We start from the raw sequence: 23130 nt of genomic DNA on the forward strand, positions 1-23130 counted from the left end.
CCATGGTCCGTCTCCCGCTCACCCCAGCCGACCTCGAACGCGGGCGGCGACTCGGCGCGCTGCTCCGCCGCGCACGAGGCGAGCGGTCGATGCTCGCGATCGCGCTGCAGGCCGGCGTCTCCCCGGAGACCCTCCGCAAGATCGAGACCGGGCGGGTCGCGACGCCGGCGTTCCCCACGATCGCCGCCATCGCCGGCGTGCTCGGCCTCTCGCTCGACGCGGTGTGGTCCGAGATCTGCGCGGAGACGCCGGTCAGCCGATCAGCGTGACGATCACCTGCGGGATCCGCTGCTCGATGACGTCCCACACGATGTCCTTCCGGGCCGCGCGGTAGTCGTGCGACAGGATGTTCCGGGTCCGACGGACGGCCGCCAGCGACAGGTCGGACGGCAGCCGAGCGATGCGGTCTGCGGGGAGCCGCCCGAGCAGATCGTCGAAGTGGATGACGACCGCTTCGGCTGCACGGTACGTCAGGCTGCGAGGCTGTCCGAATGCATCGCGACCGAGTTCGACGATCTGCGAGCACTCCGAGAGCAGGTCGAGCAGGCCAGACTCGAGCGCCGGCCAACGATCGACACCACCGTCCTTGGCCGTCGGGTCGACACGGGGCCTCGGGGTGAACGACTCACGCTCCACGGCACTGCCTCACAGCGGCACCGCCTGCTCGAGCACATGGGCGAAGTGGTCGTCCTGTACCTGGTCGTCCGTCAGCAGGTCCACCGCGAAGCCCGTCATCTGTTCGACGGCGTCCGCGAAACCGCCGAGGTCGAACAACGATGCGTCGGCGCCGACCGTCACCAGCAGATCGATGTCACTGTGCTCGGTGTCCTCGCCGCGGACGGCTGACCCGAACACCCGGACGTTCGACAGGTGGAAGTCGTCAGCAGCGGCCCGGATGGCGTCTGCACGGAGCGCGAGCGGGATGCTCGGCCGCATCCGGGCAGCGGCCAGGACGCGGGCCAAGGACTCGGCCCGAGGCTGCTTGCGGCCGCTCTCGTAGGCCGAGATCGTCGGTTGTTGCATGCCGGCTGCGCGCGCGAGTTCCGTCTGGGACATGCCGACGTCTTCGCGGGCAGCGCGGATGAGCTCATTCGACCGGTCGAGCAGCACGGGCACCTCCCATAGCCCTCGACTATACCTGCGCGCCCTCAGCCACGGAACGCCGCCCCTGGGGGTGCACGCATCGACGATCTCTAGCGTCAACGGCGGAGGTGGAACGTGAAGTACATCAACTACGACGGCAGCGTCATCATGACGGGTGACCGCATCGCCGAAGCGCTCGCTGACTATGCGGCTGTGCTCGGTGCGAACGGGAAGACGGACACGGTCCATGTCCCGACGGTCGGCTCGGACGGATCGGTCGAGACAGCGACGGTGCTGGTCGGACCGGCGAGCGAACTCGTGCTGACGCCGGCGCCCGACGACGAGCTCGACATCGAGGACCCGGAGTTCATCCGGCGGCTCCGTGACGCTGCTGCGCTGGCGGGACCGGATCGCCCGCTCAACGCCGACGGTCGCACGCCGTTCGCCGGCGCCGACGGCCCCTGACCAGGCGCAAGCCGCACGCACGACGAGACGCCGCACGAACGACGAGACGCCGCCCAGCCGGGCGGCGTCTCGTGTGTGCAGCGGCGTCTCGCGGTGCGAGGACGGCTCGCCGGGTCAGGCTGCGAGCGCGAGCTCCGAGCGGCGGATGGTGACCGCCTGCAGGAGGGTCCGGCTCGACTCGCCGAGCCAGGGCCGCCCGGGGACGGTCCAGCCGGCCTCGCCGTCCACCGCGACACGGGTGCCGGGGGTGACGAAGACGTCGAGCGTGTCGACGGGCACGCGCACGAGGAACTCGCGCTGGGTGCGATCGTCGCGGACGGGGAACTCCGCGATGCGGTCGGGGGTGATGACGGGAGCCGACGTGGCGGTCCCGGAGATGGTGATGCGTTCGTTGCTGGTCATGGTGCTGTTCTTCCTGGTCTGCTGTCCTGCCGCGGTGCGGTCCGGTGGACGTCTCAGTCACATCGGTCGCTGTTGCGGTGGTGTGCACGTCGGAGATCGACGTGCTGCTCGGCCTGGCCCAACAAGTGGACGTGCGGCGGAGCGGTGGTCCCGTGGGAATGCGACTCGGGTGAATCGGGCCGGGACGGTTCGGTGTGCGCGAGTCAGATGGGTTCGCTGCAATGCACCAAGGAAGAACGGTACATGAAAGCCGGGCCGGAGTCCAGGACAGGTCCGGAGGGCGGCAGACGGGAGGCCCGTGGCGATGCCGCCACGGGCCTCCCGTCCGTCTCGGACGTCAGTTCAGGGCCGGCGTGTCCTCCGGCACGACACCACCGCCGTAGAGGTCGGTGGCCAGGTCACGCAGCGCGCGCAGCGCGACGCGCTGGGTGAGCGGGCCGTAGGAGATGCGGGCGACGCCGAGCTCCTGGTACTCGGCGGCGGGCAGGGCTCCGGGGAGACCGATGACGCTGAGCTTGCCGCGACCGAGACCCTCGACGAGCCGTTCCACGACGTCGCGCTGGATCGCTCCCGGGACGAACACGAGCGGGGCACCCGCGTCGAGGAAGGCCTTGCCGCGGGCGATCGCGTCGGCGATGCTCTCGTCGAGCGGACGGTCGCCGCCCCGCGCGATGGCGTCCGTGCGGGCGTTGAGCTGGAACGCGACGCCTTCCTGTTCTGCTGCCTCCATGATGGCGGCGACACGGGCGACGGCCTCGTCGAAGGGCCGCAGGCGGTCCTCGACGTTCGCGCCGACGATGCCGAAGCCGATCGCGCGGCGGATGGTCTCGGCCGGGTCCTCGTACCCGTCGTCGAGGTCGGCGGTGACGGGCAGGTCGACGGCCTCGGCCACGACCCGCGCGCCCTGCAGCGCCAGGTCGAGGGACATGCCGCCGTCCTCGTACCCGTACGACGCGGCGATGGAGTGTCCGGCGGTGGCGATCGCGCGGGTCTCGGGCAGGGCTGCGACGGTCTTGGCGCTGATCGCGTCCCAGACGTTCACGACACGCAGGATCTCGGGGGCTTCGTGCAGGTCCTTGAGGGCTGACGCCTTGTCGGCGGTGCTGGTGCTCATGGCATCGACAGTATGCCGGGGTCGTGTCGCTCGCCCCAGCTGGTCCGGAGACGACGCGAGATGACGTGCGGACTCGCACCGGGCCTCCACTGCGGTGCATCCTGGGACGCATGGCGCACGACGAGCAAGACCCGGTCGGCACGCTCCGTGGGGTCCGCACCAGCATCAAGTGGACGCGCTACGCGCCGGACGTGCTGCCCCTGTTCGTCGCCGAGATGGACCACGAGGTCGCGCCCGAGATCCGACAGGCGCTGGTGGAGCGGGTGCAGCAGTCGGACCTCGGGTACCTGGACGGTCCGGGTCCGCTCGCGCCGGCGTTCGCCCGGTTCGCCGCCGACCGGTGGGGCTGGGAGCTCGACCCGGCGCGCGTGCACCTGGCGACCGACGTCAGCGTGGGGATCGTCGAGACGCTCCGACTCGCGCTGCCGGACGGCGGGCGGGTCGCGATCACGCCGCCGGTGTACCCGCCGTTCTTCGAGCTGATCGACGAGGCCCGATGTCAGGTGGAAGAGGTCCCCCTCACCGAGCGGTGGGGCGTCTACCGGCTCGACCTCGCCGGCCTGGAGCGGGTTTTTGCCGACGGGGTGCGCGTGTTCCTGCTCTGCAACCCGCACAACCCGATCGGGCTCGTGCACGACCGAGCCGACCTCGAGGCGCTGGCAGTGCTCGCCGCGCGGTACGACGTGCTGGTCGTCTCGGACGAGATCCACGCGCCGCTGACGCACCCCGGTGTGCAGTTCACCCCGTTCGCCGCGATCGCCGAGCCGCTTGGTGCACGCAGCGTCTGCGTGACGTCGGCGAGCAAGGGCTGGAACCTCGCCGGGGTCAAGTGCTCGGTGATCGTCGCCGGTGACGCCCGCACCGCCGAGCTCCTCGACACCCTGTGGGACGAGGTCGCCTGTCGGACGAGCATCCTCGGGCTGCACGCCAACCTGGCGGCGTTCTCGCTGGCGGTCGAGTGGCTCGACGACGTCATCGACCGGATCGTGGCGAACGACCGGCTGCTCGCGAAGCTGCTCGCCGAGCACCTGCCCGGGGTGGTCTACGCCAGGCCGCGTGCCGGGTACCTGGCGTGGCTGGACTTCCGCGGGCTCGGGCTGGGGGACGACCCGGCCGTGCAGCTCCGTGAGCACGCGTACGTCGCCCTGAACTCGGGCATGCCCTTCGGCACCGAGGGGCGTGGCTTCGCGCGGATCAACCTGGCGTGTTCGCCGGACACCCTGCGCGAGGCAGTGCTGCGGATCGCCGCCGCCTACCCGTCAGGGGCGCAGGAGGCCCTGGTCTGGCACACGGTCTGACGGGTCAGCCGTCGATGTAGTGGTTCTTGCCGACCACGCGGACGTGCACGTGTACCTCGCTGGACGGCAGTTCCTCGGTCATCGCGACCCACTCGCGGGCGACGAAGGCGACGGACGACCACCGCGGGACCTCGGTCACCAGGAACCCGTCGATGAACACCTGCCACATGCCCTGTTCGCGGACGGCCTGGACCTCGTGCGTCGCCATGCCGCGATCGTAGCGTTCGCCACGACGTGCAGCCATGTTGGACGTCCGTGATCGCGGTTCATTGGCACGAGCATGTGCCCGGTCGACCAGCACGAATCCAAGCAGTTGTGATTCTAATATACGAAGTGTTGACATTCTAAATGGAGTTCTCCAGACTGACGGGGCGGGAAGAACTCGCGCAACGAAGGGAAAGGGGACCTCCATGAAGTCGAGCCTTCTGGCACCGAAGAGCAACGCCGTGTTCGCCGGCCGTCAGGCCAAGAACAGCTACGGCCCATCGCAGTGATTCGGAGATGAAGTTCAAGCGGGCGCGCCGCGCGGCGCGCCCGCTCAGCAAGGGGGCAAGAGCATTGATGGACCAAACGACAGAGGAAGCAATCCGCGACATCCTCGCCGAACTCAACATTGCGCTTGAGCCGATCGAGGAGGACCTCGACCTGCCGGTTGAGGAGACAGACGTGAACCGGGCGATGGCGCACCATGGGCTCAAGGATGTCGTTCTCACCGTCAGATCGATGAGCGGTCTTGCGACCGTCGGCCTCATCGAGAAGTCCTGGCTGAGCGGATGCCCCAGGTGCTTGCAGTCCCGTCAGCACGGAATTGAGCATTTCTACGACGGGCTCGCATCGACTGCATTCGACCTTCAGTTCGCTCAGGACCTCGTGAAAGCGATGCATAGTCGCTACGGGGTTGCGATCGCCGTGACGGAAGCGTACGACCCTCAGAACTGGTCGGTGATCGCGCCCGTACCGTTCTGCTCGGTCTGCTCCGACATCGAACGTGAGTTCGACGATGCGCGGGTCTGGAATGCTCCATCGATGAGCTCGGCCGCGGAGCAGCAGATCATCACGACAGCGGGCTTCCGAGTGATTCCTCCCGAAGTCTTCGTCAGTAGGAATCGGGCGACGGTGGGATTCGCAGCGCTGATCGGCAATCCGGTCGTTGTCGAGCAATCCCGTGCGTGCTCGCTCGTCAACGGCCCGATCATCATGGCCGACGACCCGGCCGAACACGAGGTTGCGGGCGGCAAGGGGTGGCTCGTTGAACAGAGCCTGGCGAGCTGTGTCGGAGAGGGGCTCGAGCGTTACTTCACCGCGCGCCCGTTCCGCCGTCGGGGGATGGTGGCAGCGCGAGACGAACTCGGTCCCACTGTCGTCGACTTGCTGTCCGACTTCGGGTTTCCGGCCCGGGACAACACCCCGGGGATCGAGCAGTACCGCGACGACTTGCCAATCGAGTGGTTTCTCGCCGACGACCTCGTGAACGAGCAGGCGACGTGGTTTCCGGCCAACCTCATGTTCTGCCCGTACCTGCCGCCCACGGGTGCCTCAGTCATCTCTGCTGGCAGCACCAACGGTGCAGCGTGCGGTGCAACCCGGCAGGACGCGACCTTGCAGGCGTTGCTCGAGTTGATCGAACGGGACGCGTTCTGGTACTACTCCCGGACTGGGGCGAACCCGCAAGCCGTTCCGTGGTCTTTGGTGCCAGCGGACATCATCAGCGCGATGCGATCCTACGGAGGCTCGTTTCGAGTCCAGCTGCTCCAAAGCCCATTTGATCTGCCAGTTGTCCAAGTGACGTACGACTCCGACGGCGGAGAAGCAGCGTCGACAGCCCGTGGTACAGGAGCGACCGATTCCTTGGGGAGCAGTGTTCGGCGTGCGTTCACAGAGTGCATCCAGATGTTGGAGTCGCTGTCCAGTGGGCAAGCGGTTGAGGAATGCGCGACCGACATGCGGAGACTGTGGTACACAGGTCAGTCCCGCAGCGTCTTCCCGAACTTCTTCCGGGAGACAACCGTGATGACTGAGGAAGCTCCTTGGCATTTCCCTGACGCGCAGAGCCTGTTCAAGCACATAGTTGCCGCAGCGGTCCGGCAAGAACTGGGCGTGTACCGGATCGTCATCGCGGAAACCCAGAACTTTGCGGTGGTGCGCGCCGCCATGTCCTCAATCTCGGTGATGGACGGCACCTACTTCATGAACAACGATCGGATTGCGCGTTTCGCGGAGATTGTTGATCAGGCGCCGAGCACGGTGAACTACAGCGGTTCGCTGTTCATGTAGGGCACAGTGAAGCGCGCATACCTCTTCATCGTTCTGTCCGCAGCTGGGGTTGCGAGTTTCGGTGTCGTCGACATCGTGTACTTTCAAACGGTCGGGTACGCTCTGGCCTTCGTCGGTCTCATGACGGCCGCTTTCAACGTTGCGGTGTCAGCTGCGGAACTCCCGTTCGCGGTCCTCTTCGATCGGTACTCGAACAAGTTGGCACTTCAGGTCGGAAATGCTCTGCGCGTGATCGCCTTCCTGCTCTTTTTCCTTGACCTCGGCCCAGATTCGCTTCTGCTTGCGCAGGTCATCGCGGGGTTCGGTGTGGCAGCTTCGAGCGGAACCTCGAATGCCCTGGTGATGAAGCAAGTTCAGTCCTCGCAACCCGATCGCCTGTCGCGAGCCTTCGGCAGGATCACGTACTTCAGTGCTGCGGCGAGTGTGGCGGGCGGGCTTGTCGGCAGTGCCGTGTACGTCGTGGCCCCTCGGGACATCTGGCTCGTGGCCGTCGTGTTCTGTTTGACCGCTGGCCTGATCATCTTCGGCTTCTCTGACACGAAGACGAGTAATGTGCGGACTCCTTGGCCAGCTTACGCACGTGACGTATGCGCAATTGCTCGAAAGCGATCGACCATTGCCCTTGTCCTCGTGAACGCCAGCGCTGTGGCTCCCTTTCTTCTCTGGCAATTGAAGTTCGACATGGTATCCCTCGCGTTCCTGGTCTTTGGCTTCTTGCTCATGAATACCGCAAAAGTCGCGAGTCCACTGTTGATGGGCAGGCTGAGCCTCCGGACGGCGCACATCCCTCGGGTGACGATCGCGAATGTCGTCGCCGCGGCACTCTTCGGGGTGTCCGATGCCCCTTGGGCCGTCGCTGCAAGCTTCTTCCTACACGTACTTCTCCACACGCTGCTACTCGTGCTCGTTTCCGGAGTGTTCCATGCGTCTGTCACGGATGACATCCGGGCAACGGCAGGCTCGATCGTGTCGCTGTTCGACTCGTTGGTCGTGGCGATCGTCGCCCCGGTCGTGGCCTGGACCGGTCAGGTCCTCGGCTTCGGGGCGGCAGTAGCCATCTCCTGTGTGCTCTACGCGTCCGTCGCGGCTGTCACCCGTCATCCACCGGGCGTGATGAGTATGGAGAACTGAGCGGTTGAAGTCGTCGAGAGGTACTGAAGATGCGTGAACTCCCCGCAACTGATTGGCGGACTGTCTTCGCCGCCCTGGCCAATGAGGAAGTACGTGCTGTCTACGCGCAGGTGGTCCTCGGCGTGCAACCGCTGAACGGTCAGACTGGACGGACCGCGGCACGCACTCGCAGGAGCCTCGGCATCCTCGTGAGGGCGAATCTCATCGCTCAGGAGAATGACACCTGCACGGCCGTGGCCGAGGTGTTCTCTGCCGTGCTCGCGTCTCAGTCGGTCGTCAGGAAGGACGGGGTCGATCGTTTCCTGCGCCACGGACGCATCGTTCAGTTCCCGGCGACCCCGTCAGCACGCGAGGAGCTTCTGAGGTGGGTCGCCGGGCAGGTGCTGCGCGCGGGTGAGATCATCTCCGAGCGCCAGATGAACGAACGACTCTCGGCGCTCCATGCCGATGTGGCACTGCTCCGCCGAGGTCTCGTGGACCTCGCGATCGTCGAGCGATCCAGGAGTGGGAGCGACTACTGGCTGAAGCAGACGGAAACACGTCGACGCCGCGATCACGGATGACAGGAAGGCAGCCCCGGCGGATCGGGGCTGCATGGGGGCCTCGGCCTCGGTCAGAGGTCGAGCACCATCGCGACGTCGGCCCGCACGTAGGGGCTGGGGTGCCGTTCCTCGGGGCCGAGGTGCCGGAAGCCCGACGTCTCGTACAGGTGCACCGCGCTGGCCAACGTGGCGTTCGTCTCCAGCGTGACCCGGTGCGCACCGAGCTCCCGTGCACGGTCGACGGCGGCGCGGATCAGACGTCGTCCGGTGCCGTGCCCCTGGTGGTCCGGCGCGACGGCCATCTTCACCAGCTCGAAGACCCCGTCACCCTCGGGTGCGATGCCGACACAGCCGACGACGTCGTCCCCGAGGCGGGCGACGAACACGGCGCCGCCGGGCTCGATGATCTGCCCGACCGGGTCGCCGAGGAGCTTGCGGTCCTCGTCCTCGAGCGTGAAGAAGCGGGAGATCCACGCCTCGTTGAGCGTGCGGAAGGCCTCGGCGTCGGCGGGGGAGGCGAGGTCGGCGATGGTGACGGAGGCGGTGTCGGGCATGCCCCCATCCTGTGGTGGCGGGGGAGTCACGTCCAATACTCGTTCACGCTCATCGATACGCTGCGTGCATGGATCATCTCGACGTGGACCTCCGGCAGCTCCGCGCGTTCCTGGCCGTCGCCGACGCGCTGCACTTCGGGCGCGCGGCCGAGCGACTGCACATGGCGCAGCCTGCGCTCTCGCAGCAGATCCGACGCACGGAGCGGGCCCTCGGGGTCGACCTGTTCGTCCGGACGTCCCGCAGTGTCGCCCTGACGCCCGCCGGCCGGGTGCTGCAGGGGCGGGCGCGCTCGCTGCTGGCCCAGGCCGAGCGTGACCTCGACGAGGCGGTACGGGTCGGTCGCGGCGAGGTCGGGCGGCTCGACGTCGGGTTCGTCGTCTCCGCGCTGCCGCTCGGCCCGATCGAGCGTGTGCAGCGCTTCCGGGAGCGCCACCCGCTCGTCCGCGTCGAGCTCACCGAGGGCTACACGTCGCGGCTGCTCGCCCGGGTCGTCCGCGGGGAGCTGGACCTGGCCGTCGTGCGCGACCCCGACCCGACGGACGGTGTGCGGCTCACCCCGTTCCGCAGTGAGCGCTTCGTCGCGGCGGTCCCACGGGGTCACCGATTCGCCGACCGACCGTCGATCGCCGGCAGCGAGCTCGTCGACGACCCGTTCGTGTTCTTCCCCGCCGAGGCCGGGGCGCTGGCGACCGAGCGGAACCTCGCACCGGTGCTGTCCGGCGGACGGCGACCCGTGGTCGTGCAGGAGGCGACGACCTGGGCGACCGTCCTGCACCTGGTCGGGGCGGGTCTCGGGGTCACGGTGGCGCCGGCGAGTGCGACGCTCGCGGCTCCGGACACGGTCGTGCTGCTGCCGCTGACCGGCTCACACGAGAGCGAGCTGTGCTGGGCGACCCGCGTGGACGACGACCGCCCGGTCCTGCGCGCGTTCATCGCCGGAGCGGACTGAGCCGGAGCCGAAGCCCGTCGGCCGGTCTCAGCGGAGCGGCAGCACCGGCGCCCGGTGCGCGCCGAGCTCGTCGTCCCGCCACGGCCGCGACCCGCGCAACGCCAGACCGACCTGGGTGAGCACGAACGTCACTTGCGGCTCGACGTCGGGGTCCCACGGTCCCTCGACGCCCAGGCCGAACGAGCCGAGCTCGTCGTCCGCCTCGTCGGTGACGGCCATGCGCCAGCGGCCCTCGCCGAGGTCCTCGACGACGACCCAGCGTGCGGTCGCGAAGCGTCCGGTCACGCCGACTTCATGATGTCGGCCGTGAAGTTCTGCACCCGCTGCAGCAGCGCCGTCCCGCGCATGGCGATCGTCGCCGGCGGGTTCAGGTGCGGAGGGGCGGTGCGGATCAGGAGCGGGCAGCCGAGGTCCTCGCAGATGTACGTGCCGATCGTGTTGCCGTTCCGCCCGGACTCACCAGCGCGTGGCGCCGAGAACAGGCGCACCTGCGTGGCCGGCTGCGGGGAGTGGCAGAACGAGCACATCGCGGCGATGCCCGGTCGCAGGGAGCCGCCGGCGGACCGGACCACGATGCCGACGGCGCGGTCGTCGATCCAGGACACGATGTAGCCGCGACGGGCCGCCTGCGGGTCGCGCCAGCCGAGGAACTCGCGGTCGTCCCAGAGCATCTCGTGCAGTCCGGGGATCGGGAGCTGGGCGAGTTCGTCCGGGCTGGCGTTCACGAACGACGAACGGATGTCTGCTTCGGTCAGTGGCTTCACGGTGACAACACCATATGCCTCGGCCCCGACACGTGTCCTCACCCCGCCGGTGGGCTCAGTCGGTGGACAGCCGGGAGGCCCGGATCACCGCGAGCGCACTCGTCGCGTCCGCCGTCAGCACGGCTCGCCGCACCGCATCCCGCCCGACGCGGCGCGCGGCCGCGTCGTCGGCCGCGAACTCGACGAGCACGCGGGTCGAACGCGCCATGGCGCGCGCGCCCGGGATCCACGGGACCGCACGCTCGATGGACTCGGCGACGGCGACGACGGCCGTGTGGTGCTGTCGCAGGTGCGCGCGTTCGTGGGCGACCACGGCCTCCAGTTCGTCGGTGCGCAACCGGTCTGCCAGACCGGAGCTGACGAGCACCCCGCCGCTGCGTCCGGGGACCGCGCAGGCGAGTGCGTGGTCGGCCTCGACGACCGCCACCAGCGTGCCGTCGATCTCGCGGTGCGGCGCGCTGCCGGAACGCATCGCGTCCCGGACGGCCCGGTGCTCGGAGCCGGGCCGGACCCGGACGGCGATCACGAACGCGATGACCGCGAGCACCGCGACGCCGACGTTCAGGCCGTGCGTGGGGGAGTCGCCGATCGCGAACGGGTCGGTGAGGGGACGGTCGGCCAACGCGACGAACCCCACGCCCACCACGAAGCCGACCGCGCCGAGCAGGACCGCGAGCGACCAGGCGACCAGCGCCGTCCGCGGACGGTCGATCGTCCACGCGGACCGGGTCAGGACGCGCGGCGCCACCACGACGACGACCAGCGCGAGGACGACCAGGACGATCCCGGTGACCACCACGCTGTCCGCTCCCGTCGTCGAGCCGTCAGGAGCGGGCGCGGGCGTCGAGCGCGCGGCGCAGTGCCTGCAGGTCGTCGGACGCCAGCGAACCCGTGAACTGCAGGAGCGCTGCCTCGCGGTCGGACGACGCGGCGAGGGCGTTCGACATGAGCGACGCGGTCTGTTCCTCACGCGAGTGCGTGGCGCGGAACGTCAGCGGGGCGTCGGCGTGCTGCTCGCGTTCGACGGTGCCCTTGCGGCCGAGACGGTCGAGGACGGTCAGCACCGTCGTGAGCGCCGGGCGGGGCTCCGGGAAGGCGTCGAGGACCTGGCGCGCGGTGAGCCCGCCGTCCGCCGACCAGAGCGCGTCGAGCACCGCCTGTTCGAGCTGCCCGCGGGGGCGCTGCCGTTGTCCTGCCACAGAGGTCACTCTACGAGATGTCGAAGGCCCGGGACCCGTGCGTCCTCGCCGAGATCCGTCACATGCCGGAAACGCGACCTCGGTAGACTCCAGGTGCAACAGAACATCGAGGCCGATCACCCGCCGCGGGAGACGCCGTACGCCACCGCTCGTCGGTGTGTCCGGCACCGAAGGAGCAACCTCCCCGCCAATCTCTCAGGTCCAACACCGCAGCGGACAGGCCACTCTGAAAAGCAGACACGGTGCCCCCGTCGGGCGCTCCGGTGTCTCGCCCACGGTGAAAGCCGCCGGACCTCACGGGCCGCGGTGAAACTCTCAGGCCCATGACAGAGGGGGAGTTCACGTCCGACGACGGTCGTCGGGCCCTGCCCGCCAGGAGAACTCCGCCATGTCCACATCCCTCCGCTCGTCCCCGCTCGAAGCGGCACACGAAGCCGCCGGTGCCGCGTTCACCGACTTCGCCGGTCACCGCATGCCCGTGCGATACTCCTCCGACCTCGCCGAACACCACGCCGTGCGACAGGCCGCCGGCGTGTTCGACCTCTCGCACATGGCCGAGATCGGCGTGACCGGTGCCCAGGCCGTCCCGTTCCTCGACCACGCGCTCGCCGGGTCGTTCGGCGCGATGACCGTCGGTCGGGCCAAGTACTCGCTGTTGCTCGGCGAGGACGGCGGCATCCTCGACGACCTGGTGGTGTACCGGATCGACGACGACTCGTACCTGGTCGTCGCCAACGCCGCCAACCGCGACGTGGCGGTGTCGGCGCTCCAGGCCCGTGCCGAGGGCTTCGACGTCGCTGTGTCCGACGACTCGGACACCACGGCCCTCGTCGCGATCCAGGGGCCGGCCGCCGCGGGCACGCTCGACGACCTCGTCGTCCAGGACCGCCTGCAGCCGGAGACCCCGCTCGACGACCTGCGCTACTACCGGGTGCTGCACGCGATGTTCGACGGGTCCGAGGTCCTCGTCGCCCGCACCGGGTACACCGGCGAGGACGGCTTCGAGATCTACAGCGCCCCGGACGTCGCCCCCGCGATCTGGGACGCCCTGCTCGAGACGGGTGCCACGCGCGGGGTCGTGCCCGCCGGGCTCGCCGCGCGGGACACCCTGCGGCTCGAGGCGGGCATGCCGCTGTACGGGCACGAACTCACGACGACGACCCGCCCCGCCCAGGCCGGGCTCGGCCGGGTGGTCGCCACCACCGGTGAGTTCGTCGGGTCGTCCGGCGTGCAGCCGCCGGACGACGCACCCGTGCTCGTCGGCCTCGTGATGGAGGGGCGCCGCGCTGCACGTGCCGGCTACCCGGTCCTGCACGACGGCACGGTCGTCGGCACGGTCACGTCCGGCGCACTGTCACCGACCCTCGGCCACCCGGTCGCGATGGCGTTCGTCGCGCCGTCCGCTGCCGCCGAGGGACAACTCCTCCACATCGACGTCCGCGGTACGGCCATCCCCGCAACGGTCTCCGCGTTCCCCTTCTACCGCCGCGCACCGAAAGGCTGAGGTCATGACCGACCAGACCGCACTGCAGTACACCAAGGACCACGAGTGGCTGCTCGTCGAGGGCGACGTCGTCACCGTCGGCATCACGGACCACGCCGCCGAACAGCTCGGCGACGTCGTCTACGTCGATCTCCCGGCCGTGGGCACCGCGGCCACCGCCGGCGACCAGCTCGGCGAGATCGAGTCCACCAAGAGCGTCGGTGAGCTCTTCGCGCCGATCGAGGGCGAAGTCGTCGCGATCAACGACGCCGTGGTGGACACCCCCGACACCGTCAACCAGGACCCCTTCGGTGCCGGCTGGCTCGTGAAGATCAAGGTCGAGGGCACCGACTTCCCCGGCGACCTGATGGACCACGACGCGTACCGGGCGTTCGTCGCATGACCGACCTGCGGAGCACCCACGCGGGCACGGACCACGACCTGAACCTGCAGACCACCTTCGCCGACCGGCACATCGGCACCACCCCGGCCGACCAGCGCACCATGCTCCAGACCATCGGTCGGCAGTCCCTCGACGAGCTCGTCCGCGCGGCGATCCCGGCGTCGATCCACGCCGAACCCGTCGCCTCCTCGACCATCCCGACCGCGGTCGGCGAGACCGAGGCGCTCGCCGAACTCCGCGCGATGGCGTCGCAGAACACCGTCCGTCGCGCCATGATCGGCCTGGGGTACCACGGCACGCACACGCCCGCCGTGATCCAGCGCAACGTGCTCGAGAACCCGAGCTGGTACACGGCCTACACGCCGTACCAGCCCGAGATCTCACAGGGGCGCCTCGAAGCGCTCATCAACTTCCAGACGATGGTCGCCGACCTGACCGGGATGGCGACCGCGGGCGCCTCCATGCTCGACGAGGGCACGGCCGTGGTCGAGGGCATGCTGCTCGCCCGTCGTGCGTCCAAGGTCACGGGCGACGCGTTCCTGGTCGACGCCGACCTGCTGCCGCAGACCCGCGCCCTGCTCGACCACCGTGCCGACGCCGTGGGGATCACCCTGCGCGCGTTCGACGCCGCGTCCGGTCCGAGCGACGACCAGTTCGACGGCGTCTTCGGCGTGATCGTGCAGTACCCGGGATCGTCCGGGCGGATCGTGGACCCGTCGTCCGTGATCGAGCGGGTGCACGCCGGTGGCGGGATCGCCGTCGTCGCGGCCGACCTGCTCGCGATGACGCTCCTGGCCTCGCCGGGCGACCTCGGCGCGGACGTCGCGGTCGGCACCTCCCAGCGCTTCGGTGTCCCGCTCGGCTTCGGTGGCCCGCACGCCGGGTACCTCGCCGTGCGCGCGGGCCTCGAGCGCCAGCTGCCCGGTCGCCTGGTCGGGGTGTCCTTCGACGCCGACGGCGGGCTCGCGTACCGCCTCAGCCTGCAGACGCGCGAACAGCACATCCGTCGCGAGAAGGCGACGAGCAACATCTGCACCGCGCAGGTGCTGCTCGCCGTGATGGCCTCGATGTACGCGGTCTACCACGGCCCCGAGGGACTGCGCTTCATCGCCTCCCGGGTCGCCCGGACCACCACGGCGCTCGCCGAGGCCGTCACCGGCGCCGGACTGGTCGTCGTGCACGAGCAGTACTTCGACACGCTGACCGTGCGCGCCGAGGGGCGGGCGGCCGGCATCGTCGACGACGCCCGTGCCGCCGGGTACCTGCTGCACCAGGTCGACGCGGACACGTTCCAGCTGTCCGTCGACGAGACGACCACGCCCGACGACCTCCGCGTGCTCACGGGCGTGTTCGCCGGCGCGGAGCCCGACCAGCGAGCGGTCGAGACGGCCGTGGCGGACGCCGCCCCGAGCCTGGCGTCCGCGCTGCTGCGTCAGAGCGAGTACCTGACCCACCCGGTCTTCAGCGCACACCGCAGCGAGACGCGGATGATGCGGTACCTGAAGCACCTGTCGGACAAGGACTACGCGCTCGACCGCGGCATGATCCCGCTCGGCAGCTGCACCATGAAGCTCAACGCGGCGACCGAGATGGCCGCGGTCACGTGGCCGGAGTTCGCGAACGTGCACCCGTTCGCCCCCGCCGAGGACGTCACCGGCTACCTCGGCATGATCGGCGACCTCGAGACCTGGCTCGCCGAGGTCACCGGGTACGACACCGTGTCGCTGCAACCGAACGCGGGCAGCCAGGGCGAACTGGCCGGGCTGCTGGCGATCCGCGGGTTCCACCGGTCCCGCGGTGACGAGCAGCGCACCGTGTGCCTGATCCCGTCCAGCGCCCACGGCACCAACGCCGCGTCCGCCGTGCTGGCCGGGATGCGCGTGGTCGTCGTCGCGTGCGACGAGAACGGCAACGTCGACCTCGCCGACCTCAGCGCCAAGACGACCGAGCACGCCGACACGCTCGCGGCCCTGATGATCACCTACCCGTCGACCCACGGCGTGTACGAGCACGACATCCGCGCCATCTGCGACGCCGTGCACGACGCCGGCGGGCAGGTGTACGTCGACGGCGCCAACCTGAACGCGCTGCTCGGGCACGCGCGCTTCGGCGACTTCGGCGGCGACGTCTCGCACCTGAACCTGCACAAGACCTTCTGCATCCCGCACGGCGGCGGCGGACCCGGCGTCGGGCCCGTCGCGGCCAAGGCGCACCTCGCGCCGTTCCTGCCCGCGCACCCCATGGCGCAGCAGGCTGACCGCCGTCCGGGGTCGACGTCGTCGTCCGCCGACGACGACCGGCTGGCGCACGCCGGTGGCCCGGTGAGCGCGGCGCCGTACGGCAGCCCGAGCATCCTGCCGATCACGTGGGCGTACGTCCGCATGATGGGGCTCGAGGGCCTGACCCGCGCGACCGAGGCAGCGGTGCTCGGGGCGAACTACATCGCGGCACGTCTGCGCGACGCGTTCCCGGTGCTCTACACGGGCGAGTCCGGGCTCGTCGCGCACGAGTGCATCCTCGACCTGCGGCCGCTCCGCGACAGCACGGGGATCACGGTGGACGACGTCGCGAAGCGTCTGGTCGACTACGGGTTCCACGCGCCGACCATGTCGTTCCCGGTCGCGGGGACGCTCATGGTCGAGCCGACCGAGAGCGAGGACCTGGCCGAGATCGACCGGTTCGTCGACGCGATGCTCGCGATCCGCGCCGAGGCCTCCGCCGTCGAGCGCGGGGAGTGGCCGGCGGAGGACAACCCGCTCGTCGGGGCTCCGCACACCGCCGCCTCGGTGATCTCGGGCGAGTGGACGCACGCGTACACGCGCGAACAGGCCGTGTACCCGCTGCCGGGCATCGTGGAGCGCAAGTACTGGCCGCCGGTGCGACGCATCGACCAGGCGTACGGCGACCGCAACCTGGTGTGCGCCTGCCCGCCGGTCGAGGCCTTCGCGTAGGCACACGCAACCGCACCGCAGAACGGCTCGGAGACCGCAGGTCCCGGGCCGTTCTGCTGTCTCCGACCCCTACACCATGTCGATCCCGGAGTGGAGCGGTCCTTCCGGCGATGGTGTGGATTGTTGCATCGAGGCATCGTCCAGCAGGCTCATGGCGGACCGTGGGCGACACCCGCAGCACCGCGGACATCGGGGGCGTGACACGACCCCGCACCGAGTGGCACACTGCGAGGACCTGTTCCGAACTGCAACGATGATGATGCAGATGCAACAATCCGGCTTGTTGCGCCGCGGAACGCCCGGTTCTTGCATGCATTCGCAAGGATCCTGCAAGTTGGTTACCAGTGTGTAACCGATCGTTCCAGGGTTTGGTGGGTGCTGGTCGCCTTGCCTACAGTGCAGAGGTCACACGCGCCCGGCGACACCTCTGTGCCTGGCGCGTCCCATGCACCAGGAGGAACACTTGATCAAGAAGCGCGCTGGGCTCGCAGCCCTCGCCGTGCTCGGGGCCACAGCAATCGCCCTGGCCGGCTGCTCCAGCAATGGTGGCGGCAGCGGGAACGACTCGAGCTCCGGCTCGACGAACTCCTCCGGCATCGTCACCACGAACGGCAGCGAGCCCCAGAACCCGCTCATCCCGTCGAACACCACCGAGACCGGTGGTGGCAAGATCATCAACTCGATCTTCGAGGGCCTCCGGTCCTACGACGCCGACGGCAAGCCGGTCAACGAGGTCGCCAAGAGCATCACCACCGATGACTCCAAGGTCTTCGACATCACGCTGAACTCCGGCTGGACCTTCACCAACGGTGAGAAGATCACGGCCGAGTCGTTCACGAAGGCGTGGAACTGGGCGGCGCAGAAGTCGAACGCCCAGGGCGCGAGCTACTACTTCGCGAACATCGAGGGCTACGACGCCGACAAGGACTCGGACCTCACCGGTCTCAAGGTCAAGAGCGACACCGAGTTCACGGTGACGCTCAAGGCCGCGCAGTCGGACTTCCCGCTGTCGCTCGGCTACTCGGCCTTCGTCCCGCTGCCGTCGTCGTTCTACGACGACCCCAAGGCATTCGGTGAGGACCCGATCGGCAATGGTCCGTACAAGCTCGCCAGCAAGGACGCCTGGACGCACAACACGGACATCAAGCTCGTCACCAACAAGGACTACGAGGGCAAGCGCAAGCCGAAGAACGGTGGTCTGACGATCACGTTCTACACCTCGCAGGACACCGCGTACTCCGACGCGCAGGGTGGCAACCTCGACATCCTCGACGCCGTCCCGGACAGCGCGTTCGCGAACTACAAGTCGGACTTCCCCGACTCGAACGTGAACCAGCCGGCCGCGATCTTCCAGGGGATCTACCTGCCCTACTACCTCGACCACTGGAAGGGCGAAGAGGGCAAGCTCCGTCGCGAGGCGGTCTCGATGTCGATCAACCGCAAGCAGATCACCTCGAAGATCTTCGACGGCACCCGCACGCCGGCCAGCGACTTCACCTCGCCGGTCATCGACGGCTGGTCGAAGAACCTCGACGGCTCCGACGTCCTCGACTACAACAAGTCCGAGGCGAAGAAGCTGTGGGCCGAGGCCGACAAGATCTCGCCGTACAACGACACCCTCACCATCTCGTACAACGCCGACGGCGGGCACGAGGCATGGGTGACCGCGGTCTCGAACAGCATCGCGAACACGCTGGGCATCAAGGCCGAGGGCAAGGCGTACCCGACGTTCCAGGAAGCCCTGGACGTCCAGACGAACGACAAGCTCACGGGCGGCAGCCGCACCGGTTGGCAGGCCGACTACCCGTCGCTGTACAACTTCCTCGGCCCGACCATGGGTGAGGGCTCGTCGAACAACTACTCGCGCTACGACTCCAGCGAGTACAACGACCTGCTCAAGCAGGGCCAGTCGGCCGACTCGGTCGAGGCCGGCAACAAGTACTTCGACCAGGCCCAGGAGCTCCTGCTCAAGGACCTGCCGGAGATCCCGCTCTGGTACTCGAACGTGACCGGTGTCTGGTCCGCTGACAACGTGTCGAACGTCAAGTTCGGCTGGGACTCGGTGCCGCTGTACTACGACGTCGAGGTCAAGAAGTAACCCACTGAGTGCAGGTATCCTGCCTCAGCAGCACCACCGGACGGGGGTTCGGGAGCCACTGGTTCCCGAACCCCCGTACCGCGGCGGCACACCTTCCCCCACCACAGCGGGCGCCGCCCCCGCGTCGGGCACCCGTGTCACCACACGGACCGTCCACCCTGACGAAATGACTGTGATCCACATGCTCGCTCCGACCCAGGCGGAGATCTGATGCTCTGGTACCTCGGGAAGCGCCTCCTGCAGCTGATCCCCGTGTTCTTCGGTGCCACGTTCCTCATCTACTACATGGTGTTCTCCCTTCCGGGCGACCCCATCGCCGCGCTCTTCGGCGACCACCAGCCGTCGCCGCAGGTGATCGAACAGATCCGCGCGCAGTACAACCTCGACAAGCCCTTCTTCGTGCAGTACCTGCTCTGGATCGGTGGCCTCTTCCGGGGCGACCTCGGGCAGACGTACTCGGGCATCCCCGTGACCGAGCAGCTCGCCCAGGCCTTCCCGATCACCGCACGCCTGGCGATCCTCGCCCTGGTGTTCGAGTCGGTCGCCGGCATCGTCGTCGGCGTCATCGCCGGTCTGCGCAAGGGCAAGCTCTTCGACGCCACGGCGCTCGTCGTGAGCCTGCTGCTCATCTCGATCCCGGTGTTCGTCACCGGCTTCATCCTGCAGTACGGCCTCGGCATCAAGTTGGCGCTGTTCCGCGCGACGGTCTCCGGCGAGGCACCGTGGTCGGAGCTCGTGCTCCCCGCGATCGTGCTCGCGACGGGGTCGTTCGCCTACATCGTCCGGCTCACCCGCGCCAGCGTCGCCGAGAACATGAGTGCCGACTTCGTCCGCACCGCCACGGCGAAGGGCCTGCCGCGTCGCCGGGTCATCGGCGTGCACATCTTCCGGAACTCGCTGATCCCGGTCGTGACGTACCTCGGCATCGACATCGGCAACCTGATGGTCGGCGCGATCGTCACCGAGGGCATCTTCAACATCCACGGTGTCGGCGGGACCGTGTACCAGGCCATCAAGCTCGGCCAGGGACCCACCGTCGTGTCCTTCGTCGCCGTGATGGTCATCATCTTCATGCTCGCCAACCTCCTGGTCGACCTGCTGTACGCCGTCCTGGACCCGAGGATCCGCTATGCCAAGTAACACGGAATCGCGATCGGCCACGCACTACGTCGCGCCGATCGAGGAGACGCCGCTCCAGGCGATCGACAACGTCAACGAGGACGAGAAGACCCGTTCCCTCTGGACGGACGCGTGGGACTCCATGCGCGTCCGCCCGATCTTCTGGGTGTCGAGCGTCCTGATCGTCCTGATCATCGCCGTCGCGCTGATGCCCGGCGTGTTCGCGCACGCCGACCCCCGCGCGTGCAACCTCGCCAACTCCGGCGAGAGCGGCCGTGCCGGGCACATCCTCGGCTACACACGCCAGGGCTGCGACGTGTACTCGCGCGTCATCTACGGCACGCAGAACTCGCTGCTGGTGGGCCTCGTCGCGACGATCCTCGTGGTCGTCGTCGGTGTGGTCATCGGCTCGCTCGCGGGCTTCTACGGCGGTGCGCTCGACTCGGTCGTCTCCCGCATCGGCGACATCTTCTTCTCGATCCCGACCGTCCTCGGCGCGATCGTGATCATGTCGACGATCCCGCAGCGCAGCCCCTGGACGGTGGCGCTCGTGCTGGCGGCCTTCGCCTGGCCGCAGATCGCCCGCATCATGCGCGGTGCCGTGCTGTCGGCGAAGAACGCGGACTACGTCACCGCCTCGGCGGCGCTCGGCGTCAGCCGGTTCCGCACGCTCGTGCGCCACGTCATCCCGAACTCGATCGCCCCGGTGATCGTGGTCGCGACCGTGTCGCTCGGCACGTTCATCGTCGCCGAGTCGACCCTGTCGTTCCTCGGCATCGGTCTGCCGCCGTCGTCCCTCAGCTGGGGCTACGACATCAACGCGGCCCAGGCCTCGCTGCGCACGAACCCGTCGACGATCTTCTGGCCGTCGCTCGCCCTGTCCATCACCGTGCTCGCGTTCCTCCTCCTCGGTGACGTGGTCCGCGACGCACTCGACCCGAAGGCGAGGGCCCGCCGATGAGCGAGACACTGACCGACCCCACGGCCCGCCGCACCGGCACCGACGCGGCACCGCTGCTCGAGGTCTCCGGACTCGAGATCGGCTTCAAGACCCAGAGCGGCTTCGTGCAGGCCGTCCGCGGTGTCGACTTCACCCTCGAGCAGGGCGAGCGCCTGGCGATCGTCGGCGAGTCGGGCTCCGGCAAGTCGACCAGCGCCCAGGCCATCATCAAGCTGCTCCCGGGCGCCGGGCAGGTGACGGGCGGGTCGATCAAGTTCAACGGTCGTGAGCTCGTCGGCCTCTCCGACAAGGAGATGTCCGAGATCCGCGGCAGCGAGATCGGCTACGTGCCGCAGGACCCGATGTCGAACCTCAACCCCCTGTGGACCATCGGGTTCCAGGTCGAAGAGGCGATCCGCGCGAACAACATGGCAACCGGCAAGAAGGCCGTCCGCGAGCGCGCGATCGAGGTCCTGAAGGAAGCGGGCCTCGGCGACGCCGCGAACCGTCTCAAGCAGTACCCGCACGAGTTCTCCGGCGGCATGCGCCAGCGCGTGCTCATCGGCATCGGGCTGTCGAGCCACCCGAAGCTGCTCATCGCCGACGAGCCGACCAGCGCCCTCGACGTCACCGTCCAGCGCGTCATCCTCGACCACCTCGAGACCCTGACCCGCGACTACGGCACGAGCGTGCTCTTCATCACGCACGACCTCGGCCTCGCCGCCGAGCGTGCCGAGAAGCTCGTCGTCATGTACAAGGGCCAGGTCGTCGAAGCGGGTCCCTCGAAGGAGATCCTCGGCAACCCGCAGCACCCGTACACGCAGCGTCTGGTGGCGGCAGCGCCGTCGCTGGCGAGCCGTCGCATCCAGTCGAAGGTCGAGCACCACTCGATCGACATCGCGGACGCCGGCAGCGACGACGCCGAGCTGATCGCCCGCGCCCAGCAGCGTGAGCACCGGCCAGCCGAGGACCTCATCGTCGTCAAGAACCTGCAGAAGATCTACAAGCTGCGGGGGAAGAGCCTCGCCACGCGCGAGCTGAAGGCCGTCGACGACGTGTCGTTCTCGATCCCGAAGGGCACCACCACGGCGCTCGTCGGTGAGTCCGGGTCCGGCAAGTCCACCGTCGCCAAGCTCGTCCTGCAGCTCGAGTCGATCACGAGCGGCACCGTGCAGTTCGACGGCACCGACATCGGCGCGCTGAAGGGCAAGGAGCTCTTCGACTTCCGTCGTCGCGTGCAGCCCGTGTTCCAGGACCCGTACGGGTCGCTCGACCCGATGTACAACGTCGGCAACACGATCGCCGAGCCCCTGATCACCCACGGCGTGGGCGACAAGGCATCGCGGCGTGAGCGGGTGCGCGAGCTCCTCGAACAGGTCGCGCTGCCGTCGTCGATGGTCAACCGCTACCCGAACGAGCTCTCCGGCGGGCAGCGGCAGCGCATCGCCGTCGCCCGGGCGCTCGCGCTCAAGCCCGAGGTCATCGTGCTCGACGAGGCGGTCTCCGCGCTCGACGTGCTCGTGCAGGGCCAGATCCTCGAGCTCCTCACCGAGCTGCAGTCGGAGCTCGGCCTGACCTACCTGTTCATCACGCACGACCTGGCGGTCGTCCGTCTGGTCGCGGACAACGTGTGCGTGATGCGCCGGGGCCAGATCGTCGAGAAGGCGACGACCGACGAGGTCTTCGCCAACCCGCAGCAGGAGTACACGCGCGACCTGCTCGCCGCCATCCCCGGCGCGAGCTTCGAGTTCGGGCGCTGAGCGACCTGACGAAGGACGAGGCCGGACGACCGATCGTCCTCCGCGGCGGCCGCGGGGGACTGGTGTCGTCCGGCCTCGTCGTCGCGCTCGGGCTGGCGCTGCTGGTCGACGCCGCGGTGCGGGGCCGGTGGGACGTCGTCCTGCAGGCGCTCGGACCGATCGCGGTCGTCGTCTGGGCGGTCTGGGTGCTCATGGTCCGACCGACCGTCGTGGTGCGGCCGGACCGGCTGACGGTCACGAACCCGCTGCGGGTCGTCGAGCTGCCGTGGGGGGCGGTCGCGGACGTCCGGATGCGGTACCAGATCGTCGTCGAGGCGACCGACACGCGCAGGGTGACCTGCTGGGGCGGCCCGACACTGCCGCGCCCGAAGCCCGCGCGGCGCGGTGAGCGGCCCGTCATGCCGACCTCCCCGGAGCTCTCCGTCGTCCTCGACGCGTGGGCGGTCGCGCGCGACCGCGGACTGGACGGCGGCACGGTGACGCGTCGGTGGGACCGACCGGCGCTCGTCGTCGGAGCGGTCGCCGTGGTGCTGCTGGTGGTCTCGCTCCTCGTCTGAGCGGGTCCGGACCGACCAACGGCGGACGGGAGGCTCCCCACCG

General features: G+C 68.9%; 25 protein-coding genes and 1 riboswitch. Of the genes, 15 read left to right on the forward strand and 10 right to left on the reverse strand.

The features are described 5' to 3' along the window. The first annotated feature begins 2 nt into the window (after window positions 1-2). Window positions 3-269 (forward strand): helix-turn-helix transcriptional regulator, encoded by a 267-nt coding sequence (locus DEJ13_RS04460; protein ID WP_111107272.1) that lies wholly within the window; start codon window positions 3-5, stop codon window positions 267-269. Here the strand turns inward: DEJ13_RS04460 and DEJ13_RS04465 are convergent. Together DEJ13_RS04465 and DEJ13_RS04470 are read right to left on the reverse strand one after the other, a co-directional pair. After that, complete coding sequence (locus tag DEJ13_RS04465; RefSeq protein ID WP_056122290.1) at window positions 253-636, reverse strand: HepT-like ribonuclease domain-containing protein; 384 nt, start codon at window positions 634-636, stop codon at window positions 253-255. The genes DEJ13_RS04460 and DEJ13_RS04465 overlap by 17 nt on opposite strands. Before the next feature lie 9 nt (window positions 637-645). After that, a complete protein-coding gene (locus DEJ13_RS04470) occupies window positions 646-1110 on the reverse strand; it encodes a helix-turn-helix domain-containing protein (RefSeq protein WP_082518019.1) in 465 nt (154 codons plus the stop codon). Between the two features lie 108 nt (window positions 1111-1218). Here DEJ13_RS04470 and DEJ13_RS04475 point away from each other — a divergent pair, with 108 nt between their 5' ends. Next, window positions 1219-1548 carry a hypothetical protein gene (locus DEJ13_RS04475; RefSeq protein WP_111107273.1) on the forward strand — a complete coding sequence of 110 codons (330 nt, stop codon included), beginning with the start codon at window positions 1219-1221 and terminating at the stop codon, window positions 1546-1548. Between the two features lie 114 nt (window positions 1549-1662). Here DEJ13_RS04475 and DEJ13_RS04480 read toward each other — a convergent pair whose 3' ends face one another. Next, the gene (locus DEJ13_RS04480; protein ID WP_056122284.1) at window positions 1663-1950 is read right to left on the reverse strand and encodes a hypothetical protein; all 288 of its coding nucleotides are present in this window, start codon (window positions 1948-1950) and stop codon (window positions 1663-1665) included. Window positions 1951-2287: 337 nt separating this feature from the next. Then, the gene (locus DEJ13_RS04485) at window positions 2288-3064 is read right to left on the reverse strand and encodes an isocitrate lyase/PEP mutase family protein (RefSeq protein ID WP_056122279.1); all 777 of its coding nucleotides are present in this window, start codon (window positions 3062-3064) and stop codon (window positions 2288-2290) included. Between the two features lie 110 nt (window positions 3065-3174). On the opposite strand from DEJ13_RS04485, the gene DEJ13_RS04490 reads away from it, so the two are divergent. Continuing rightward, window positions 3175-4362: a MalY/PatB family protein gene (locus DEJ13_RS04490; RefSeq protein ID WP_111107274.1), complete on the forward strand. Its 1188-nt coding sequence runs from the start codon at window positions 3175-3177 to the stop codon at window positions 4360-4362. Window positions 4363-4366: 4 nt separating this feature from the next. Here DEJ13_RS04490 and DEJ13_RS04495 read toward each other — a convergent pair whose 3' ends face one another. Beyond that, window positions 4367-4570, reverse strand: coding sequence for a hypothetical protein (locus DEJ13_RS04495; protein ID WP_146245259.1), 204 nt, complete (start codon window positions 4568-4570; stop codon window positions 4367-4369). Between the two features lie 293 nt (window positions 4571-4863). Between DEJ13_RS04495 and DEJ13_RS04500 the strand changes: the two genes are divergently transcribed. Genes DEJ13_RS04500 through DEJ13_RS04510 form a run of 3 tightly spaced genes read left to right on the forward strand, consistent with a single transcriptional unit; the run spans window position 4864 to window position 8330 of the window. Then, complete coding sequence (locus DEJ13_RS04500) at window positions 4864-6636, forward strand: YcaO-like family protein (protein ID WP_111107276.1); 1773 nt, start codon at window positions 4864-4866, stop codon at window positions 6634-6636. Window positions 6637-6642: 6 nt separating this feature from the next. Further along, window positions 6643-7767, forward strand: a complete 1125-nt coding sequence (locus tag DEJ13_RS04505) for an MFS transporter (protein WP_111107277.1) — start codon at window positions 6643-6645, stop codon at window positions 7765-7767. A 29-nt stretch (window positions 7768-7796) separates the two neighbouring features. Beyond that, complete coding sequence (locus DEJ13_RS04510) at window positions 7797-8330, forward strand: DUF2087 domain-containing protein (RefSeq protein ID WP_111107278.1); 534 nt, start codon at window positions 7797-7799, stop codon at window positions 8328-8330. A gap of 50 nt (window positions 8331-8380) precedes the next feature. Here the strand turns inward: DEJ13_RS04510 and DEJ13_RS04515 are convergent, their stop codons facing one another. Further along, the gene (locus DEJ13_RS04515) at window positions 8381-8863 is read right to left on the reverse strand and encodes a GNAT family N-acetyltransferase (RefSeq protein ID WP_111107279.1); all 483 of its coding nucleotides are present in this window, start codon (window positions 8861-8863) and stop codon (window positions 8381-8383) included. 68 nt (window positions 8864-8931) lie between these two features. Here DEJ13_RS04515 and DEJ13_RS04520 point away from each other — a divergent pair, with 68 nt between their 5' ends. Continuing rightward, window positions 8932-9813 carry a LysR substrate-binding domain-containing protein gene (locus tag DEJ13_RS04520; protein WP_111107280.1) on the forward strand — a complete coding sequence of 294 codons (882 nt, stop codon included), beginning with the start codon at window positions 8932-8934 and terminating at the stop codon, window positions 9811-9813. A gap of 27 nt (window positions 9814-9840) precedes the next feature. Here the strand turns inward: DEJ13_RS04520 and DEJ13_RS04525 are convergent, their stop codons facing one another. The 4 genes from DEJ13_RS04525 to DEJ13_RS04540 are packed head-to-tail and all read right to left on the reverse strand — an operon-like array spanning window position 9841 to window position 11776. Next, a complete protein-coding gene (locus tag DEJ13_RS04525) occupies window positions 9841-10098 on the reverse strand; it encodes a hypothetical protein (protein ID WP_111107281.1) in 258 nt (85 codons plus the stop codon). Further along, window positions 10095-10577: an FBP domain-containing protein gene (locus tag DEJ13_RS04530; RefSeq protein WP_056122264.1), complete on the reverse strand. Its 483-nt coding sequence runs from the start codon at window positions 10575-10577 to the stop codon at window positions 10095-10097. The genes DEJ13_RS04525 and DEJ13_RS04530 overlap by 4 nt, the downstream gene beginning before the upstream one ends. Before the next feature lie 55 nt (window positions 10578-10632). Then, window positions 10633-11376 carry a M56 family metallopeptidase gene (locus DEJ13_RS04535; RefSeq protein WP_111107283.1) on the reverse strand — a complete coding sequence of 248 codons (744 nt, stop codon included), beginning with the start codon at window positions 11374-11376 and terminating at the stop codon, window positions 10633-10635. Window positions 11377-11401: 25 nt separating this feature from the next. After that, the gene (locus DEJ13_RS04540) at window positions 11402-11776 is read right to left on the reverse strand and encodes a BlaI/MecI/CopY family transcriptional regulator (RefSeq protein WP_056123839.1); all 375 of its coding nucleotides are present in this window, start codon (window positions 11774-11776) and stop codon (window positions 11402-11404) included. Between the two features lie 116 nt (window positions 11777-11892). Beyond that, a riboswitch (glycine riboswitch) is annotated at window positions 11893-11996 on the forward strand. A gap of 168 nt (window positions 11997-12164) precedes the next feature. On the opposite strand from DEJ13_RS04540, the gene gcvT reads away from it, so the two are divergent. From gcvT to DEJ13_RS04580, 8 genes are all read left to right on the forward strand, one after another. Then, window positions 12165-13280, forward strand: a complete 1116-nt coding sequence (gene gcvT, locus DEJ13_RS04545) for a glycine cleavage system aminomethyltransferase GcvT (protein WP_111107284.1) — start codon at window positions 12165-12167, stop codon at window positions 13278-13280. A 4-nt stretch (window positions 13281-13284) separates the two neighbouring features. Next, window positions 13285-13662: a glycine cleavage system protein GcvH gene (gene gcvH, locus DEJ13_RS04550; protein WP_111107285.1), complete on the forward strand. Its 378-nt coding sequence runs from the start codon at window positions 13285-13287 to the stop codon at window positions 13660-13662. Then, window positions 13659-16613 (forward strand): aminomethyl-transferring glycine dehydrogenase, encoded by a 2955-nt coding sequence (gcvP, locus tag DEJ13_RS04555; RefSeq protein ID WP_111107286.1) that lies wholly within the window; start codon window positions 13659-13661, stop codon window positions 16611-16613. Before gcvH ends, gcvP begins: the two co-directional genes overlap by 4 nt. A 463-nt stretch (window positions 16614-17076) precedes the next feature. After that, a complete protein-coding gene (locus tag DEJ13_RS04560; RefSeq protein WP_056122250.1) occupies window positions 17077-18711 on the forward strand; it encodes a peptide ABC transporter substrate-binding protein in 1635 nt (544 codons plus the stop codon). Window positions 18712-18921: 210 nt separating this feature from the next. Further along, the gene (locus DEJ13_RS04565; protein ID WP_056122248.1) at window positions 18922-19851 is read left to right on the forward strand and encodes an ABC transporter permease; all 930 of its coding nucleotides are present in this window, start codon (window positions 18922-18924) and stop codon (window positions 19849-19851) included. Continuing rightward, window positions 19841-20791, forward strand: coding sequence for an ABC transporter permease (locus DEJ13_RS04570; protein WP_056122246.1), 951 nt, complete (start codon window positions 19841-19843; stop codon window positions 20789-20791). The genes DEJ13_RS04565 and DEJ13_RS04570 overlap by 11 nt, the downstream gene beginning before the upstream one ends. Next, window positions 20788-22530, forward strand: coding sequence for a dipeptide ABC transporter ATP-binding protein (locus DEJ13_RS04575; protein WP_111107288.1), 1743 nt, complete (start codon window positions 20788-20790; stop codon window positions 22528-22530). Before DEJ13_RS04570 ends, DEJ13_RS04575 begins: the two co-directional genes overlap by 4 nt. Window positions 22531-22592: 62 nt before the next feature. Then, window positions 22593-23087 carry a PH domain-containing protein gene (locus DEJ13_RS04580; RefSeq protein WP_056122240.1) on the forward strand — a complete coding sequence of 165 codons (495 nt, stop codon included), beginning with the start codon at window positions 22593-22595 and terminating at the stop codon, window positions 23085-23087. Window positions 23088-23130: the final 43 nt, after the last annotated feature.

This window comes from Curtobacterium sp. MCLR17_007, from assembly GCF_003234655.2.
GTDB lineage: Bacteria > Actinomycetota > Actinomycetes > Actinomycetales > Microbacteriaceae > Curtobacterium.

Excerpts from the sequence above, each read along its gene's own strand:
- DEJ13_RS04460 (WP_111107272.1), top strand. The coding sequence starts at position 3 with ATGGTCCGTCTCCCGCTCACCCCAGCCGACCTCGAACGCGGGCGGCGA.
- DEJ13_RS04485 (WP_056122279.1), bottom strand. The coding sequence starts at position 3,064 with ATGAGCACCAGCACCGCCGACAAGGCGTCAGCCCTCAAGGACCTGCAC.
- DEJ13_RS04575 (WP_111107288.1), top strand. The coding sequence starts at position 20,788 with ATGAGCGAGACACTGACCGACCCCACGGCCCGCCGCACCGGCACCGAC.
- DEJ13_RS04495 (WP_146245259.1), bottom strand. The coding sequence starts at position 4,570 with ATGGCGACGCACGAGGTCCAGGCCGTCCGCGAACAGGGCATGTGGCAG.
- DEJ13_RS04510 (WP_111107278.1), top strand. The coding sequence starts at position 7,797 with ATGCGTGAACTCCCCGCAACTGATTGGCGGACTGTCTTCGCCGCCCTG.
- DEJ13_RS04570 (WP_056122246.1), top strand. The coding sequence starts at position 19,841 with ATGCCAAGTAACACGGAATCGCGATCGGCCACGCACTACGTCGCGCCG.
- DEJ13_RS04490 (WP_111107274.1), top strand. The coding sequence starts at position 3,175 with ATGGCGCACGACGAGCAAGACCCGGTCGGCACGCTCCGTGGGGTCCGC.
- gcvT (WP_111107284.1), top strand. The coding sequence starts at position 12,165 with ATGTCCACATCCCTCCGCTCGTCCCCGCTCGAAGCGGCACACGAAGCC.
- DEJ13_RS04480 (WP_056122284.1), bottom strand. The coding sequence starts at position 1,950 with ATGACCAGCAACGAACGCATCACCATCTCCGGGACCGCCACGTCGGCT.
- gcvH (WP_111107285.1), top strand. The coding sequence starts at position 13,285 with ATGACCGACCAGACCGCACTGCAGTACACCAAGGACCACGAGTGGCTG.
- DEJ13_RS04565 (WP_056122248.1), top strand. The coding sequence starts at position 18,922 with ATGCTCTGGTACCTCGGGAAGCGCCTCCTGCAGCTGATCCCCGTGTTC.
- DEJ13_RS04520 (WP_111107280.1), top strand. The coding sequence starts at position 8,932 with ATGGATCATCTCGACGTGGACCTCCGGCAGCTCCGCGCGTTCCTGGCC.
- gcvP (WP_111107286.1), top strand. The coding sequence starts at position 13,659 with ATGACCGACCTGCGGAGCACCCACGCGGGCACGGACCACGACCTGAAC.
- DEJ13_RS04500 (WP_111107276.1), top strand. The coding sequence starts at position 4,864 with ATGAAGTTCAAGCGGGCGCGCCGCGCGGCGCGCCCGCTCAGCAAGGGG.
- DEJ13_RS04515 (WP_111107279.1), bottom strand. The coding sequence starts at position 8,863 with ATGCCCGACACCGCCTCCGTCACCATCGCCGACCTCGCCTCCCCCGCC.